General features: G+C 39.4%; 16 protein-coding genes. 13 read left to right on the plus strand and 3 right to left on the minus strand.

Annotated elements, in window-relative coordinates; genetic code table 11:
* Nucleotides 1–6 precede the first annotated feature (6 nt).
* The 11 genes from HDC92_RS07740 to HDC92_RS07790 all read left to right on the plus strand — a co-directional run bounded on the left by HDC92_RS07740 (nucleotide 7) and on the right by HDC92_RS07790 (nucleotide 13041).
* A complete protein-coding gene (locus tag HDC92_RS07740) occupies nucleotides 7–1461 on the plus strand; it encodes a Gfo/Idh/MocA family protein (protein ID WP_183873531.1) in 1455 nt (484 codons plus the stop codon).
* 16 nt (nucleotides 1462–1477) lie between these two features.
* Nucleotides 1478–2560, plus strand: coding sequence for a Gfo/Idh/MocA family protein (locus tag HDC92_RS07745; RefSeq protein WP_183873533.1), 1083 nt, complete (start codon nucleotides 1478–1480; stop codon nucleotides 2558–2560).
* A gap of 237 nt (nucleotides 2561–2797) precedes the next feature.
* Complete coding sequence (locus HDC92_RS07750; protein ID WP_015808481.1) at nucleotides 2798–3367, plus strand: RNA polymerase sigma factor; 570 nt, start codon at nucleotides 2798–2800, stop codon at nucleotides 3365–3367.
* 89 nt (nucleotides 3368–3456) lie between these two features.
* Nucleotides 3457–4542, plus strand: a complete 1086-nt coding sequence (locus HDC92_RS07755) for a FecR family protein (protein WP_183873535.1) — start codon at nucleotides 3457–3459, stop codon at nucleotides 4540–4542.
* 152 nt (nucleotides 4543–4694) lie between these two features.
* Entirely contained in the window at nucleotides 4695–7904 is a 3210-nt protein-coding gene (locus tag HDC92_RS07760) for a TonB-dependent receptor (protein ID WP_255484482.1), read from the plus strand.
* An 11-nt stretch (nucleotides 7905–7915) separates the two neighbouring features.
* Complete coding sequence (locus tag HDC92_RS07765) at nucleotides 7916–9502, plus strand: RagB/SusD family nutrient uptake outer membrane protein (protein WP_183873539.1); 1587 nt, start codon at nucleotides 7916–7918, stop codon at nucleotides 9500–9502.
* 270 nt (nucleotides 9503–9772) lie between these two features.
* Nucleotides 9773–10642, plus strand: a complete 870-nt coding sequence (locus HDC92_RS07770) for an RNA polymerase sigma factor RpoD/SigA (protein WP_183873541.1) — start codon at nucleotides 9773–9775, stop codon at nucleotides 10640–10642.
* Nucleotides 10643–10744: 102 nt separating this feature from the next.
* A complete protein-coding gene (locus HDC92_RS07775) occupies nucleotides 10745–10921 on the plus strand; it encodes a hypothetical protein (RefSeq protein WP_015808476.1) in 177 nt (58 codons plus the stop codon).
* Nucleotides 10922–10984: 63 nt separating this feature from the next.
* Entirely contained in the window at nucleotides 10985–12061 is a 1077-nt protein-coding gene (gene dinB, locus HDC92_RS07780) for a DNA polymerase IV (RefSeq protein ID WP_183873543.1), read from the plus strand.
* A gap of 58 nt (nucleotides 12062–12119) precedes the next feature.
* Entirely contained in the window at nucleotides 12120–12341 is a 222-nt protein-coding gene (locus HDC92_RS07785; RefSeq protein WP_238326474.1) for a hypothetical protein, read from the plus strand.
* A 133-nt stretch (nucleotides 12342–12474) separates the two neighbouring features.
* Entirely contained in the window at nucleotides 12475–13041 is a 567-nt protein-coding gene (locus tag HDC92_RS07790; protein WP_183873545.1) for a hypothetical protein, read from the plus strand.
* A 7-nt stretch (nucleotides 13042–13048) separates the two neighbouring features.
* Here HDC92_RS07790 and HDC92_RS07795 read toward each other — a convergent pair whose 3' ends face one another.
* Nucleotides 13049–13252: a KTSC domain-containing protein gene (locus HDC92_RS07795; RefSeq protein WP_183873547.1), complete on the minus strand. Its 204-nt coding sequence runs from the start codon at nucleotides 13250–13252 to the stop codon at nucleotides 13049–13051.
* 60 nt (nucleotides 13253–13312) lie between these two features.
* Nucleotides 13313–13768 (minus strand): PA2169 family four-helix-bundle protein, encoded by a 456-nt coding sequence (locus HDC92_RS07800; protein ID WP_317618088.1) that lies wholly within the window; start codon nucleotides 13766–13768, stop codon nucleotides 13313–13315.
* Nucleotides 13769–13927: 159 nt separating this feature from the next.
* On the opposite strand from HDC92_RS07800, the gene HDC92_RS07805 reads away from it, so the two are divergent.
* A complete protein-coding gene (locus tag HDC92_RS07805; RefSeq protein ID WP_015808470.1) occupies nucleotides 13928–14329 on the plus strand; it encodes an OsmC family protein in 402 nt (133 codons plus the stop codon).
* 63 nt (nucleotides 14330–14392) lie between these two features.
* Here HDC92_RS07805 and HDC92_RS07810 read toward each other — a convergent pair whose 3' ends face one another.
* Nucleotides 14393–14758: a PleD family two-component system response regulator gene (locus HDC92_RS07810; RefSeq protein ID WP_015808469.1), complete on the minus strand. Its 366-nt coding sequence runs from the start codon at nucleotides 14756–14758 to the stop codon at nucleotides 14393–14395.
* A gap of 150 nt (nucleotides 14759–14908) precedes the next feature.
* On the opposite strand from HDC92_RS07810, the gene HDC92_RS07815 reads away from it, so the two are divergent.
* Complete coding sequence (locus tag HDC92_RS07815; protein ID WP_183873551.1) at nucleotides 14909–16279, plus strand: exonuclease domain-containing protein; 1371 nt, start codon at nucleotides 14909–14911, stop codon at nucleotides 16277–16279.
* Nucleotides 16280–16299 lie beyond the last annotated feature (20 nt).

The raw sequence follows: 16299 nt of genomic DNA on the forward strand, positions 1-16299 counted from the left end.
CAGATTATGACTGTAGATAAAAAAGATTTAACAGCAGGTAATTCAAGACGAAATTTTATCAAGACCACTGCACTGGCGGCAGCAGGATTTATGATTGTGCCCCGGCATGTATTGGGTGGTAAGGGTTTTTTAGCGCCCAGTGACAGGTTAATGGTTGCAGCTGTTGGTGTTGGAGGAAAGGGACAAAGTAATATTGCCAAAATTTATAATGGGGGTAAATCTGAAATTGCATTTCTATGTGATGTAGACGATGCAAGGGCTGCTACTACGGTTAAGAACTTTCCAAAAGCGAAATACTATAAAGATTACAGGGAAATGCTGGACAAAGAAGGAAAGCGTATTGATGCTGTAGTAGTTTCTACTCCGGACCATAACCATGCCCTGATTGCGATGGCTGCAATGCAGCTGGGCAAGCATGTTTATGTGGAAAAACCTTTGACACATGATATTTATGAAGCGCGTAAACTGAGAGAAGCTGCTGAACGGTATAAGGTAGTTACACAAATGGGAAACCAGGGTTCATCTGGTGAAGGTGTGCGTCAGCTTCAGGAATGGCTTGATGCCGGTGTAATCGGTAAAGTACATACAGTTTATTGCTGGACCAACCGCCCAACATGGCCTCAGGGTTTACTTTGGCCATCTACACCTGGTGTAATTCCTTCAACACTGGACTGGGACCTGTGGCTGGGGACTGCGCCGTTTAAACCTTATATAGAAAAGCTTGTTCCGTTTAACTGGAGGGGCTGGTGGGATTATGGTACCGGTGCAATAGGAGATATGGGCGCGCACCTTGTTGAACCTCCTGTTAAGGTACTGGGGCTGGGTACTCCGCTGGATGTACAATGCAGCGTGGGAACCCTGTATCTGGACGAATTTAAGAGAGGTTATTATCCGGATAGCTGCCCTCCTTCAAGTCATGTGATCATGAACTTTGAGAAAACAAAAAAAACAAAAGGTAACCTTAAACTGCACTGGATGGATGGTGGCATTAAACCTGAAAGGCCCGAAGAGCTGTCGCCAAACGAAACATTTGGCGACAACGGGGTGCTTTTTGAAGGTACTAAAGGAAAAATGATGTGTGGGGTATATGGGGCAAACCCTAAATTATTGCCGTTATCACGCAACGATAAGGTTCATACCAAAAAGACACTTGCACGTGTTCCGGGCGATGTTGATGGGCATTATACACAATGGGCCGAAGCGGCTATTGCCGGTTATGGTAAAATAGAGCTAAGTTCTCCGTTTGATATTGCCGGGCCACTCACAGAAACCCTTTTGATTGCCAATCTGGCTATCAGGGGTACTGACGTTCCCAGGCCAAAAGCTGATGGTAAAATTGCTTATCCGGGCAGGGACATTAAGCTGATCTGGGATAAAGAAAATTTAAAGGTTACAAATTTTGATGAAGTAAACCAGTACGTGAAACGCGAATATCGTAAGGGCTGGAGTTTAGGTATATAACTGTTATTTAGAAGAAATGTCGTTAGAAACAAAAAGCCTTAGGGTGCTGGTAGTAGGATGTGGAAATATGGGTGCGTCCCATGCCACTGCATATCATTCACTCGAAGGATTTGAAATATGTGGTATTGTATCAACTGGGAACAGCAAGGTGGTACTGAATGAAAAACTTGGAGGTGGTTATCCGCTGTTCAGTGATTATTATGAGGCTTTGGCACATACCAAACCAGATGCTGTTTGTATTTCTACTTATCCGGATACGCATGAAGCTTTTGCCATCAAGGCGATGGAAAGTGGGGCTCATGTATTTATAGAAAAACCATTGGCAGACTCTGTTGAAGGTTCTCAACGTGTGGCAGATGCGGCTAAAAAATATGGCAGAAAATTACTTGTAGGTTATATTTTACGGTATCACCCGTCATGGGAGCGTTTTATAGAACTTTCATCAGGTATGGGCAAGCCCCTGGTGATGCGGATGAACCTGAACCAGCAAAGTCAGGGTGCCAAATGGATGGTGCACCGTAACCTGATGAAGAGCCTGAGCCCGATAGTAGATTGTGGTGTACATTATATTGATGTGATGTGCCAGATGACGCGCTCAAAGCCGGTTCAGGTTAGCGCTGTAGGCGCAAGGCTGACGAATGATATTCCGGAATGGAATTATAACTACGGACAGCTGCAGATTCGTTTTGAGGATGGTTCTGTAGGCTGGTATGAAGCGGGTTGGGGGCCAATGATGAGCGAGACCGCCTTTTTTGTGAAAGATGTGATCGGGCCGAAAGGTTCAGTTTCTATTGTAGCTAAAGAAGCAGGAGCAGCGGGAAAATCGGATGAAGTAGATGCACATACGAAAACAGAATCTATCAAAGTTCATTATGCAGGTCTGGATAGCGAAGGAGGTTTTGCAAAACCTGATAGCTGGGTTGACCTGAAAGATGAGCCGGACCATCAGGAGCTCTGTAACAGGGAGCAGCGGTATTTTCTGAAAGCAATTCTTGAAGATATTGATCTGACCAATCCTACAGATGATGCCATAAACAGTTTAAAGATTGCTTTTGCCTGTGATGAGTCGGTAAAAACGGGTAAGATTGTACAGCTCTGATAATTTTGAATATCCATAAACTTAATCCCCGGCTTTTAATTAAAGCCGGGGATTTTTATGTAAGACTTAATGAATTCTTAACAGGGAGTTAGGGTTAAGGTTATCGATTTAAGCTAGGTTTGCAACATAAAAAAATAAAGGTTTTAAATTATTTTTCTTAATATTGATATGCTGTTTAAAACCAATGAAACTAACCAGATTTACTTAGCAGTAACATTGTTTTACATAAACTAATGAATGATGTTTAAAGACTCAGATAGAAATTTATGGACTTCATTCATTGATGGTGATGCGAATGCTTTGAATTTGCTGTATAAACAGTTTGCAGATGCTCTGTATGCTTTCGGTCTTAGGTTCACAGAGGATACCGAGCTGGTTAAAGATGGTATTCAGGATTTGTTTGTAGACCTTTTTAAATACCGGAAGACACTTGCCCCCGAAGTAAATGTAAAATCATATCTCTTTACCTCATTAAAGCGTAAAATTTGTTTGGTATTGAAAAAGAAGGCAGCAGAAGCAAATCATAGTTTTGAAGTGCCTTTTTTACTTTCTTCCAGTATTGAAGAGCAGATCATAAGTGATGAGCAGCAGTCTGAACTTTTGTTAAAACTAAACAAACAGCTGGAATTGCTGCCCAGCCGCCAAAAGGAAGCTTTGTACCTTAGGTTTAATGCAGAGCTGGACTATGAGGAAATTGCTGTGGTTATGAATGTTTCCTTAGAGACCTGCCGTACACTTGTATATAGGGGGGTAAAACAATTACGGGAACGCATGGTTGTGAACCATCTTTATAAAATACTGGCATAAAGTCTTTTAAATATTATTTGCATTATTTTTAATTTACGCGTCTATAAAATATAAGTTCTTCACTCTGTAAGATACTATTGAAAGTATAAATGGATTCGAAGAATAATTATAAAGCCGAGGATTTTTTGTCAGACCGTGTTCCGGAAGATCAGCAAAAATTCATTTCCGACAGTGAACGTGAGCTTGCCCATGAAATAAAAGCTACTGTGAAGGCTGCGGGCCGGGAAAAAATACCTGCATTAGAGGCTGCCCAGCTTTGGGAGCGGATTGAGGAGCAGACGGCTGCCAGACCTAAAATATACAATTGGAAAAAGTTTCTGCAGGCAGCAGCGGCGTTGCTATTTGTGCTGGGCATAGGCGTATGGCAGTATGAAAAGAATACACCTACCCATAGATTACTGGATTTTGCAGCACAGAATGTGAGCAAAAAGAATGCAGGCAGTGGTAAGCGGTCTTTACAACAGCATACCCCTGGTCTGGAGTCAGCTGTAAATGAGGAAGAAAATATCATTACCGCAAATGATTTCAATACACTTGTAGTTGGCAATGCCCAACGCTCGGTAATTAAACTCCCGGACGGTACGAAAGTATGGCTGAACTCCGGATCCAGATTAATTTATCCGGTTGCATTTTCTGGCGATAAGAGAGAAGTTTATCTAGAAGGAGAAGCTTATTTTGATGTTACGCACGATAAGGAACACCCGTTTTTTGTACATGCAGACAAAATGGACATTAAGGTGCTGGGAACTGAATTTTATGTAAGCTCCAATACGGACAGCACCGATAATTACGCAGTGCTGGTTCATGGAAGTATTGCTTTTTCGACTGGAAACTGGCTAAATAAGGTAGAACGTAAACTGGTTCCGGGCCAACGGATCAATTACGACCTTAAAGCCAATAAACTTTCAATATCGGAAGTTAAGACGGGGGAGTTCCAATCCTGGAAAGATGGTTTTGTGAATGTGAACAGTGAACCTTTAGATGTGATCGTACAGCGGGTAGCCAGGTATTACAATATAGCGATCAGCACACAGGGGCTGGATCTGTCTGATGAAAAATTTACCGGACCACTTTATTTTCAGCGCAGTGCTGATGACGTATTGAATATTTTATGTGAGGGAACACCATATATATACAACGGTGTAGAAAGGAGGTTGGAACTGAAGAAACGCTAACTATGGAACAAAAAAGGAGATGCGCCAACATCTCCTTCAAACAATAACCAATTCAAGCTATTATTTAACTCATTAACAAAAATATGAAAAAACTTCATGTATGTGAACCTCATGCATCGTATTTAAGGCTCAAAACTAAAATAATAAGAACTATGAAAGTTACGGTGGTTTTATTATGGATGGGAATGATGACCACTTATGCAAATACATACGCTCAGCTCCGGATGAATATAGATCTTATAAAAGGCAACTTACCTGAGCTGTTTCAACAAATTCAGAAGCAAAGTGATTATCTCATCATTTATAAAGATGATTTCATTAAATTAAATAAGTATGAAGAGCTGAACCTGAAACTAAACAACAAGACTGTTAAAGAAATTTTAGATAAAGCACTTAAGGATAGTGGTTTGTCGTATACCATTTCGGGGAGACAGATTGTTATCGTTTCCAAAGAAAGGGGGGAGAGCAATGTTCAGGATAGTTTATTAACCATTCGGGGGCGTGTATATGATACACATGAACCACCAAGCGCACTACCAGGGGTAAGCATCCGGATTAAAGGCTCTACTACCGGTACTTCGACAGATGGTGACGGCTATTTTACCATTCAGGCAAAGAAAAACGATATACTTGTTTTTTCTATGATCAGCTTTTTAAGCTATGAATATACCGTTTTAAAAACAGACCGAAGCCTTAATATATCATTGAAGGAGAATGTTTCGGCCCTCAATGAGATTGTTGTGGTTGGTTTAAATGAACAGCAGAAGAAGCATATAGCAAGTTCTGTTGCTTCATTAAATGTAAAATCGAATATAGAAGGGAAACCGATCACCACTTTGTCCCAGTCTTTACAGGGAGGAGTTACAGGTTTAAATGTAACCCAGGCATCGGGCTTGCCCGGTGGTGACGCAGCAGCCATTAAGATCCGTGGGATCAGTACATTAGGCAATTCAGATCCATTGGTGCTGGTGGATGGTATCCCTATGGACATGAACCATATTGATCCGGTTACTGTAGAGAGTGTTACAGTATTGAAAGATGCTGCCGCTGCTTCAAGCTATGGCTCAAGAGGTGCAAATGGGGTAATTGTTGTGACTACAAAACGAGGGGTTGCAGGAAAGGTATCTGTAGTTTATGATGGTTATTATGGTGTACAGCATGCATCGGCATTGCCCAACACCGTAGATGCACCTACTTATATGCGCATGTATAATGAGGCCAGCTATAACAATAACCCTACCAATGCTTTGCCATTTACGCAGGAACAGATAGACAATACCAGGAACGGAATGGACCCGGTAGCCAATAATGGTAAAGCTTTTGCCAATACCAACTGGCTGGATATGCTGATTGATGATGCCGCACCCATTACCAGTAACTCCATTTCTTTAAGCGGGGGAAGCAGTGTTGCCCGTTTTGCATTAACCGGAAATTATACGTATCAAAAAGGGATCATTCCTTTAAGTAACATGAAACGCTTTAATATCCGTGCAAATACGACGATCTCTTTGAGTGATAAGTTTCAGGTGAACCTGGATCTTCTTGCCATAAAAAGAGACACCCAGCAGCCAAACAGGTTAAGCGCAAGTGGAAATACAGGCAACAGGCTTTTAGAGGATATGTACAGGGTTCCGCCTACAATAATCCCTAAGTTTCCAGTAAAGGATGGCCGTACTTTTTACGGACAACATGTGGATATCGTAAATCCCTTGGCCTATACAGAAGTTGGAGGTAAAAGAGCTGCTGAATTTGGACAGACCAGTATCAATTTACAGCCAAAATGGGAAATGTTTAAAAATTTTAACCTGAAAGGGCAGTTTAGTTTCCGTTTGAACAGTGATGTGACGCGGGATACCCGGGAGAATTTTAACCATTTTGATTATTTTACAGGTAACCTGCTTAGAACATGGGCGCTGCAAAGAACTACTACCATGGCAAGAACTACCTATTATTATGCCGGATTAACCGCAGACTATACCCTTAACCTAAACGATCACAGGATATTTGCATTGGCAGGTTATTCACAGGAAGAAAATAACAGTGGTGCCTGGGATGTGTTTTCTATTATGTCTGGCTATGCAAAACTGAATTATTCCTATAAAGACCGGTACCTGCTGGAAGGTACTGTACGTACAGATGGTTCTTCCCGTTTTGGGCCAGGTAATAAATTTGGTGTGTTCCCTTCTGTAGCTTTGGGCTGGAACCTTCATAATGAAAATTTCCTGAAGGATAGCCGTTTGATCAATAACCTTAAAATCCGTGGATCTTATGGTAAGCTCGGTAATGACAATATAGGTTTATACCGTTACCAGACACTTATTAACAACTCCAGTGGTGTAGAGACAACATATGGTAATCCAAACATTACCTGGGAGTCTGTAAATATGCTGGACATTGGATTGGACCTGGGCCTGCTCAAAAACAACAGACTGGAACTAACCTTTGACTACTATGATAAGTTAACAAAAGATATTATTCTGTTACCTACATTGCCACTTATTGGTGGTTTTGAATCAGATGTTCCGGTTAATGCAGGTGAAGTAAAAAACAAAGGCTGGGAGCTATCGTTAAACTATAACGATAGAATAGGGCAATATGTAAATATATCATTCAGACCTGGTCTTTCTTATAATAAAAATGAAGTGCAAAAACTTCAGGGTGGTGATATTGTAACCACAACTACAATTTCCAGAGTTGGTGGCCCAATTAATGGTATTTTTGGTTACAGAACAGATGGTTTGCTGCAGATTAGCGATTTTGATGGTAGTGGTAACCCGCTGATACCCATTTTGCCAAATGCCAAACCAGGCGATATCAAATATCTTGATGTGGATGGAGATAAAGTAATTGGCCTGGGCGACCAGGGACTGATCGGGAACCCTGTGCCACGTTTAAATTATTTTGCCAATTTCAGGGTAGCTTACAAGAACTTTGATATTGAAGCCTTGTTGCAAGGTACAGGGAAATCTGATGCAGTATTGTATGGAATGTTTGCTTATCCACTTGATTTCAGCGCTGACGGGGGGATTCCAACAACCTATTATGCGGATCATTACTGGACCCCTGAGCGGACAGATGCACGTTTTCCACGTTTAAACGTAGCACCGGTCAATAATAAAGTTTCCTCTGATTTCTGGTTTCAGAACGGTGCTTATTTAAGGGTTAAATATGTTCAGCTGGGTTATAACTTCAATACCCCTTTTGTAAAAAAACTTGGTGTAAATTCTATCAGGGCCTATTTTAATGCTCAGAACCCGATAACTTTTACTTCGGTAAAGATTACAGATCCGGAAAGCAGGGGGTACCAGTGGACTTATGGACTGGTTAAATTATATACTATAGGTTTCAGCGTTAAATTTTAATTCTAAAGAGTATGAAAAAGATATATTATTTATTGTTCCCTGTTTTGCTGATAACATTGGGGGGATGCGAAAAATTTTTAACCCATGACAATCCTACAGATGTATATGATGACATTTGGTGGAATACGGAAGCCAATGTTGCTGCGGCACTAAATTCTATCTACGTAGGTATTCCAGACGGTTCTTCAGGCAGACAGCTGATGTTCCTTGATGCATTAAGTGATAATGCTGTTGCAAGGCAAAGTTTAAGGGGTGATTATGAATCCTATGTAAAAGGGCTACAGGGACCAAACTGGGGAGTAGGGACCGGTATCTGGGACGATGATTACAGGGATATCAGGAGGGCTAACCGTTTTCTGGAAAACATAGACAGGGCATATATGCCAGTTGAAACACTTAAAAAGCAATATATTTATGAAGCAAGGGCATTACGGGCCTATTATCATATGGAGCTTTTTATGTTTTTTGGCCGGATTACAATTATGAAACAATCTGTAACACCGGATAACAGCTATTTACCACGTAATTCTGAACAGGAGATTTACGATTTCATCATTTCTGAACTTACTGAATGTGCAAATAATCTGCCCGACAAATATACTGTGAATGTGGATTTAAAAAGAATGTCGGCAGCTACTTGCTGGGGACTGGTTTCTAAACTGGCACTTTATTACAAAAAATATGATGTGGCAAGAGATGCAGCCAAAAAGATAATAGACATGAATGCCTATAGTCTGCGTAAAAGTACCACATTGAAAAACAGCTATGCAGATTTGTTTCTGTATGTTGGTGAAGTTAATGATGAGCGCATTTTTTTTAGGGAAATAACAAGTGGAGGTAACCAATGGAATACTTTTGCCCCTCAGGGTACAGGCGGAAAAACTGTCGTTTCGCCTTCGGCATCAATGGTGAACGCTTATGAGACCAGACAGGGGAAAACTTTAACTGAGTTGGGACCTGATTCTATGGCTATTTATGCAAAAGACCCTAATTACCGGAACAATAGAGACCCGAGAATGATCGCTTCTATCATTTTACCTGGAAGCACTTATACTGGGGTTGCATTAAAGCCATTTGAAGCCGGTCTGGATAAACTCGGAGATCAGAATTCAACTTCAACAGGTTTTTGGATAAATAAATACCTGGATCCAAAAGATAAAACGGGTACAAGAACACTCGACTTTATGATCATGCGCTATGCAGAAGTATTGTTAAATTATGTAGAGGCGCTGGTTGAACTGGACGACTACAATAACCCTGATGTGGTTAAATACCTGAACGAGATCAGGAGCAGGGCTACTATGCCTAATGTAAATACTAACGTTTACAATACTAAGGATAAATTACGCGAACTGGTAAGGCGTGAACGTAGAGTTGAACTGGCATTTGAAGGTGTACGTTATTATGACATCAGGAGATGGGGTATATTTGAGCAGGTGATGAACGGGCAGGTTACAGGGGCTATTGACCCTTCAACCAATCAGCCTGTGAATGTAGAGGTGAGATCGGCCAAAGCTAACCGGGATATGATATGGCCCGTTCCTCAAAAGGAACTGCTGGCGAATCCTAAAATGGATCAGAACCCAAATTATAATTAAGGTTTAATCTTTGCCTATATAAGCCAGGGAGGCAGCTAATTTTTAGCTGCCTCTTTTTTGTATTGTAACCTTATCGTATAAGATCTTTTAAAAAAACAGCATAAAATTTTATTCTAAATCAGGGCTGGAAAAAAACCCTTAAGCCAATAATATATGGTATTTAAACTTTAAAACCGTGAAATGAGCTGAAATTGTTCAGAATGACAGATATGTAATTTTTGCATGCGAACTTTGTTAAAAAAAGGTATTTATGTTTTGTTGAAAATTATTATGAAACGATTTACAATATCACCTTCAATTGCGAAAAGAGATTCGGATGTGGTAGAAAGCTATTTAAGTGAGATTGGAAGGATTAGTTTGACAGATTCTAAAGAAGAGGTCAGGTTGGTGTCAGCGATCCGTAACGGAGATCAGGAGGCGTTGCACAGGCTTATAAAGGGGAACCTCCGTTTTGTTGTGTCTGTAGCAAAAAAATATCAGAATAAAGGACTAAAGCTGGCTGATCTGATCAACGAAGGTAATATCGGACTGATCAAAGCTGCACATCGCTTTGATGCAACCAGAGGTTTTAAGTTTATTACTTTTGCCGTATGGTGGGTTCGTCAGGCAATTTTGCAGGCCATTGCTGAACAGCGACGCCTGATCCGGTTACCCGGCAATCAGCTGCTGGGGATAAGCAGGCTTAATCAGGCTGCATTAAAACTGGAGCAGCAGCTGGAGAGAATGCCTACAGTTGAAGAACTGGCAGTTTATACGGGATTTACAGTGGACAAAGTAATGGATTATACGGTTAATGCCGCCTTTACTTATTCGTTAGATAATGTAATTAAGGAGGAATCCGGAAGTACATTAATGGAAGTAATTGCAGACGAAGCTACACATCAAACCGATCATTTTACATTGGCCGCATCCCTATCAACGGATCTGAACAGGGCATTGGACATTTTATCAAAAAGGGAACGAAAGATCATTATTTTATTTTATGGACTGAACGGATATCCGCAAACTGCAATTGAGGATATGCAGGCGATTTTTAAACTTAGTAAAGAACGAATCAGACAGCTCAAAGACAAAGCGCATAAAACACTGGGTTTAAATTGTAGTGTGATGCTGAACGATTATTTTTCAAGGAATGTTTAAACAAAAAATGATGTTCATAAATATTCATTTGGGAGAAATCCAATAATTATTAACTTTAGAGCGTTATATCATATATTTTAAAATCTTAAACGAAAGAAAAACATGGAAAAATTTTCAAAACTTAAACAATTAATCGCTGGCGTAGAGGCTGATGCAGACAAATTTTATAATTCAGGTAATGGTGCCGCTGGTACCAGGGTACGTAAAGCAATGCAGGATTTAAAAGGTCTTGCACAAGAAATCCGTGCTGAAGTAACTGAGAAAAAGAATGCCAAGTAATATTCTTTAATTGTTATGGAAAGGCCTGCTATGCTGCAGGCCTTTTTTGTTTAATATTGTTTTATGCGCAAAATCATTCATATTGATATGGATTCGTTCTATGCTTCAGTGGAGCAGAGGGATCATCCTGACCTTATGGGGAAGGCCATTGCCGTGGGTGGTTCTCCTGAAGGAAGGGGTGGGGTTGTAGCAACTGCAAGTTATGAGGCCAGAAAATTTGGTGTACACTCTGCAATGCCTTCCAAACAGGCATTGAAATTGTGCCCTCATCTAATTTTTGTATATCCCCGCTTTGCAGTTTACAAGGAGGTATCTAAACAGATCAGGACAATCTTTCAGCGTTATACAGATTTGATAGAACCTTTGTCGTTAGACGAAGCTTATCTGGATGTAACGAATGATAAACTTGGTATAGGTTCAGCAATTGATATTGCAAGGCAAATTAAGCAGGCCATAAAAGATGAGCTTAAATTAACTGCTTCAGCAGGTATTTCAATAAACAAGTTTGTATCCAAAATAGCATCAGGTATGAATAAGCCGGATGGATTAACTTTTGTAGGGCCATCAGGAATTGAAAGGTTTATAGCGCAATTGCCGGTTGAAAAATTTCATGGTGTTGGCAAGGTTACAGCAGGAAAAATGAAGTTACGTGGCTTACATAAAGGTGCAGACCTGAAAAAATTAACTGAAACTGAACTGATCAATTTATTTGGAAAGAGTGGCAGGTTTTTTTATAATATAGTTAGGGGTATAGATAACAGACCTGTGGAGCCGAACCAGGAAACAAAATCTATCAGCGCTGAAGATACCTTTTCCTATGATCTGACAAAGTTTGAAGAAATGAACCCTGAAATAGAAAAGATTGCAAACGTGGTATTTAAGCGGATGAAACAATATGGCCTGGCAGGAAGAACGGTAACCCTGAAGGTTAAGTTTAGTGATTTTAAACAAATAACGAGAAGTAAATCATCTGCTGAGGGGATAAGTGAACTTAATGTCATCCTGGATATTGCCAGATCTTTACTGGCAGGCATCGATTTCACATCAAGAAGTGTAAGGCTACTGGGACTTTCCCTTTCTAATTTCGGGCATTTAGGGGGAAGGACAGCTGAAGTGTACCAACCCAGACTGTTTCCCTGACAATATCTGTTTTTTAATTTATCTTTACACCGAGGAAAAGAAAATTATGGGGTTGCCGATGCGCATTACGTATAAAGATACAGACTATGTATATGAAATATTAAATAGTTCTGCAATAACTAAAGCTACAACTGAGTTGCATATAGGCTTTAATGGGCATGATATTATTTTAGTCAAAGATGAAAAGAATGTATGGGTGCAGAATGCAGGGGCTTTTATGGTAGAACCTGAACTGGCCCAGGCTCTGGGAAGATCTGTTTCGTTGCGGTTTAGGATGTAAGCTGTTAATTATCAGTTGTTAAGTAATTGAATGTTTTTTTTTTATAAACTCGTTACAATATGCTAAATTGTATAATATTACCTGATATGGTAACGGTTTAATAATTGAATCAGACAATTTTAAAAAGAACACTATGAAAAAATTACTTTCACTAATTGCTGTTTTAAGCTTCTGTGTAAGCTTAAGTATGGCACAAACTGCTGCAGTTACCAGCGCTAAAAAAGAAACTGCCAAGGCTAAGGCAGATGCAAAAAAAGAAGCTGCCAAAGTTAAGGCAGATGCAAAAAAAGCCGAAGATAAACAGAAAGCAACAGCTGTAAAGCTAAAAAAAGATGGTACACCTGATAAAAGGTATACAAATAGTGCTGCAGCGGCGAAAGAAGTAAAAACGACAACCAAGAAAGCTGTAGCCAAAGAAGCTGCAAAGGTACCTGGTATGAAAAAAGATGGTACTCCTGATAAACGTTATACGGCTAATAAAGAGAAGGCTGAAGCTCCTGTAGCAGCAGCAAAAAAAGAAGCTGCTACGGTTAAAAAAACAACTACAACTGCGGTTACCAATGCTAAGGATTATAAGCCAACTGTAGACAGAAGTTTAAAAGGACCTAATGGTGAGCAAATTTTAACCGGTCCGCGTGGAGGAAAATATTATATCAATAAGAACGGAAATAAAACGTACGTAAAAAGAGAAGCTGAATGAAAATGAATCAGGAATGTTTTATTTTATTGTACTTAAACTTTCCCTTGATAAAATAATTAAAATATCTTCCCTTTGAACCAGCAGCCTTAAGCATATTGAAAACTTCCTCTGGCACATTTTTGTATTTATATCTTATGCCCGATACAAAAGTTATTTTTAAAGCTTTTGCATCCGGATCATAACTAAAATGATGGATTACACTTGAGGGCATAATTAATGTTTCTAAAAATTAATGAAAAAAGGTTATCTGGCCTTTTTTCATTAATTTTATTTAAGAGACCTTGTCTCTAAGAGATTTTATCTGATCATGTGATGTTTTCAGTTCCGTTTTCTGATCTGAAATTAATGACCTGAGATTGGCAGATAGCCCATCTTCTTCAAGTGCCATTTTATAGGCTTTTTGGGCGGCATCTTCGCCGAATTCACAATTGTTTAATACCGTTTCCCGGTCATGTCCGGTGAAAATTGCCTTAATGTCCATCCAGGTGCGGTAAATTTTTCCTGAAGTAGTAGTTCCACTTTCAGGTTCTTTTCCCAATACCTGAACCTCTTTTACCAATGCTGCTTTGTGCCTGTGACTCTGCCTTACCATTTCAACAAATAGGGATTTAAGATCTGTGTCCTCTACGTGCAACTCTTCTATTGCTTTCTGATAGCCTTCAACCCTGTCGTTGCTGATTTGAATAAGGTCGTTTAAAATTTCTGCGTTTACTGAATTGTTTTCCATTTTCATAAGTTTTGATGTGCTATAAAAACATCCTTTACTGGTAATGGTTTTATAATCATCCGATTTTTTGTGTATTTATTGCAAAGGAAGCTATTGAAAAAACAATTGGTAATCCTTTTTCCTTATATTAATCTCAATTATATTTTTAAATAAAAGCAGATGACAGGTAATCAAATTACAGCAATTACGGAATTAGACAGATCCCATTACAAAACTAAGGTTTACTCGGGCGGACACTTCATCTATTCAGATGAACCTGAGGATCTAGGGGGAACAGATGAAGGAATGGCCCCGGCAGCTTTATTACTGGCAAGTTTAGGGAGCTGCACTGCAATTACGATCAGGATGTATGCGGATAGGAAGAACTTAAAGCTTGATCATATCAAAATTGAGCTTGCTATATGTAAAGAAGAAGAAATGAATAAGGAAACCACGATAAGTAGAAAAATAATCTTTACAGGCGATTTAACCGAAGATGAACGGAAAAGACTATTGGTAATAGCAGATAAGTGTCCGATACATAAGATATTGAGTAATCCGATTAAGATTGAAACTTCCTGAGGATGCCGATTACTATCCTATACAATTTAATTGCATTATTATATTAATTAGTACACTTTAGGATTAAACTGCCAGTTGGGCTTTAACTTTTTTTACCAGGTTATCGATGTCAAAAGGTTTCGAAAGAAAATCGTTTGGTGAGCCTGGCATCTTTAACAGATTTTGTAAATTATGGCTTGCAGATATCATAACGATAGGAATGTACTTAAAAATTGCATGAGATTTTATGGTCCTGCAAATTTCTCTGCCATCCATTCCTCCCAGCATAACATCTAAAAGAATGAGATCAGGTCTTAAAGAAGTAATTACATTTAATACATTTTTTCCATTTGTTAACGTAGAAACTTCGTATCCTTCATCCTCAAGTATGATCTTGATTACTTCAACTATCTCACGATCATCATCTACCGCTAATATTTTTTTAGACATTTATCATTTCTTTTGTTATCTATCTATTTACCATTTGCATGCCACATATAAAAAATCTACTCAAAAATAGTTAACAAATCAATTATTTTAATTTTGTTACTAAAATTATTAGCATATTTGAACTGTTTAACCATGTAAAGTCAATTGTTAATGTTGTATGCAGTAGTAGATATTGAAACCACTGGTGGTTTTGCTTCCGGGAATGGCATTACGGAAATTTCTATCCTGGTACATGATGGGCGGGAGGTTGTAGAAGCTTATGAAACACTGATTAATCCCGGTCAGGAAATCCCGGCTTATATAGAGACACTTACTGGTATCAGTAATGAAATGGTGGTAACTGCTCCTTTATTTGGAGCTGTAGCTGCCGAAATTTATGCAATGTTGCACGATAAAATATTTGTTGCACATAATGTGAATTTCGATTTTTCATTTATAAAACACCATTTAAGCTTATCCGGTTATGACCTTCGCTGTAAAAAACTATGCACGGTTAGGCTGAGCAGGAAGTTGTTTCCTGGCTATAGTTCTTATAGTTTGGGTAAACTGTGTAATGCGTTAAATATAGCCATTCATGACCGACATAGAGCCGGTGGGGACGCCAGGGCGACAGCCGAACTTTTAACACTATTGTTAAAGACTGATCTGGAGGGGATTATAGTCCAGACTTTAAGCCGTGCTTCAAAAGAGCAGGTTTTGCCACCTCATCTTTCCAGGACCCAGATAGATAAGCTTCCTCAGGTACCCGGTGTTTACTATTTTAGAGACCAAAAGGGAATTGTTGTTTACGTTGGTAAGGCTAAAAATATTCTGAAAAGGGTTTGTTCCCATTTTACCGGTAATAATTCGGGAAAACAGCGTCAGGAATTTCTTAAAAATATCCACAGCATTGATTTTGAGATTTGCGGGACGGAGCTTATGGCTTTTATCCTTGAAGCGGCCGAGATCAAGCGGTTATGGCCCGAAAATAACCGTGCTTTGAAGCGTTATGAACAGAAATATGGATTGTATGTTTTTGAAGACCAAAAGGGTTATATGAGACTTGGGATTGATACCTACAAAAAACGTGTGCCTGTACTATATAGCTTTAATTCCTTGCTCGAGGGGCATAATTTATTGAGGAGGTTGATCAAGGAACACAAGCTCTGTGAAAAACTGTGCTTCATTCAAAAAAACAGAGATGCATGTACCGGCCATAACGAAGGAAAATGTAGTGGAGCCTGTCTTGGCAAAGAGTCTGCCGCCTCCTATAACGTAAGGGTAAAATATGCCATTGAATATTTAAGTTCAATCCTTCCTACCTTTGCTGTGATAGATAAGGGGAGGACTGAAGAAGAGCAAAGTTGTCTTTTGGTAGAGCAGGGTAAATTTTACGGGATGGGCTATATTTCTTACCATACTGATATTGCGGGCCCGGAAATGCTGAAGTCTGTGTTACAGCCTTATCCCTCTGATGATTACATTTTAAATCTGATCAGTAGCCATACGACCCAGTTTCCACAAAAGAAAATAGCAATTTAAATTTGCGTGTTTACTTCTTA

This window comes from Pedobacter sp. AK017 (genome assembly GCF_014200825.1).
Taxonomy (GTDB): Bacteria; Bacteroidota; Bacteroidia; order Sphingobacteriales; family Sphingobacteriaceae; genus Pedobacter; species Pedobacter heparinus.

Coding starts and splice junctions, on each gene's coding strand:
- HDC92_RS07740 (WP_183873531.1), top strand. CDS start 7: ATGACTGTAGATAAAAAAGATTTAACAGCAGGTAATTCAAGACGAAAT.
- HDC92_RS07745 (WP_183873533.1), top strand. CDS start 1,478: ATGTCGTTAGAAACAAAAAGCCTTAGGGTGCTGGTAGTAGGATGTGGA.
- HDC92_RS07750 (WP_015808481.1), top strand. CDS start 2,798: ATGATGTTTAAAGACTCAGATAGAAATTTATGGACTTCATTCATTGAT.
- HDC92_RS07755 (WP_183873535.1), top strand. CDS start 3,457: ATGGATTCGAAGAATAATTATAAAGCCGAGGATTTTTTGTCAGACCGT.
- HDC92_RS07760 (WP_255484482.1), top strand. CDS start 4,695: ATGAAAGTTACGGTGGTTTTATTATGGATGGGAATGATGACCACTTAT.
- HDC92_RS07765 (WP_183873539.1), top strand. CDS start 7,916: ATGAAAAAGATATATTATTTATTGTTCCCTGTTTTGCTGATAACATTG.
- HDC92_RS07770 (WP_183873541.1), top strand. CDS start 9,773: ATGAAACGATTTACAATATCACCTTCAATTGCGAAAAGAGATTCGGAT.
- HDC92_RS07775 (WP_015808476.1), top strand. CDS start 10,745: ATGGAAAAATTTTCAAAACTTAAACAATTAATCGCTGGCGTAGAGGCT.
- dinB (WP_183873543.1), top strand. CDS start 10,985: ATGCGCAAAATCATTCATATTGATATGGATTCGTTCTATGCTTCAGTG.
- HDC92_RS07785 (WP_238326474.1), top strand. CDS start 12,120: ATGCGCATTACGTATAAAGATACAGACTATGTATATGAAATATTAAAT.
- HDC92_RS07790 (WP_183873545.1), top strand. CDS start 12,475: ATGAAAAAATTACTTTCACTAATTGCTGTTTTAAGCTTCTGTGTAAGC.
- HDC92_RS07795 (WP_183873547.1), bottom strand. CDS start 13,252: ATGCCCTCAAGTGTAATCCATCATTTTAGTTATGATCCGGATGCAAAA.
- HDC92_RS07800 (WP_317618088.1), bottom strand. CDS start 13,768: ATGGAAAACAATTCAGTAAACGCAGAAATTTTAAACGACCTTATTCAA.
- HDC92_RS07805 (WP_015808470.1), top strand. CDS start 13,928: ATGACAGGTAATCAAATTACAGCAATTACGGAATTAGACAGATCCCAT.
- HDC92_RS07810 (WP_015808469.1), bottom strand. CDS start 14,758: ATGTCTAAAAAAATATTAGCGGTAGATGATGATCGTGAGATAGTTGAA.
- HDC92_RS07815 (WP_183873551.1), top strand. CDS start 14,909: ATGTTGTATGCAGTAGTAGATATTGAAACCACTGGTGGTTTTGCTTCC.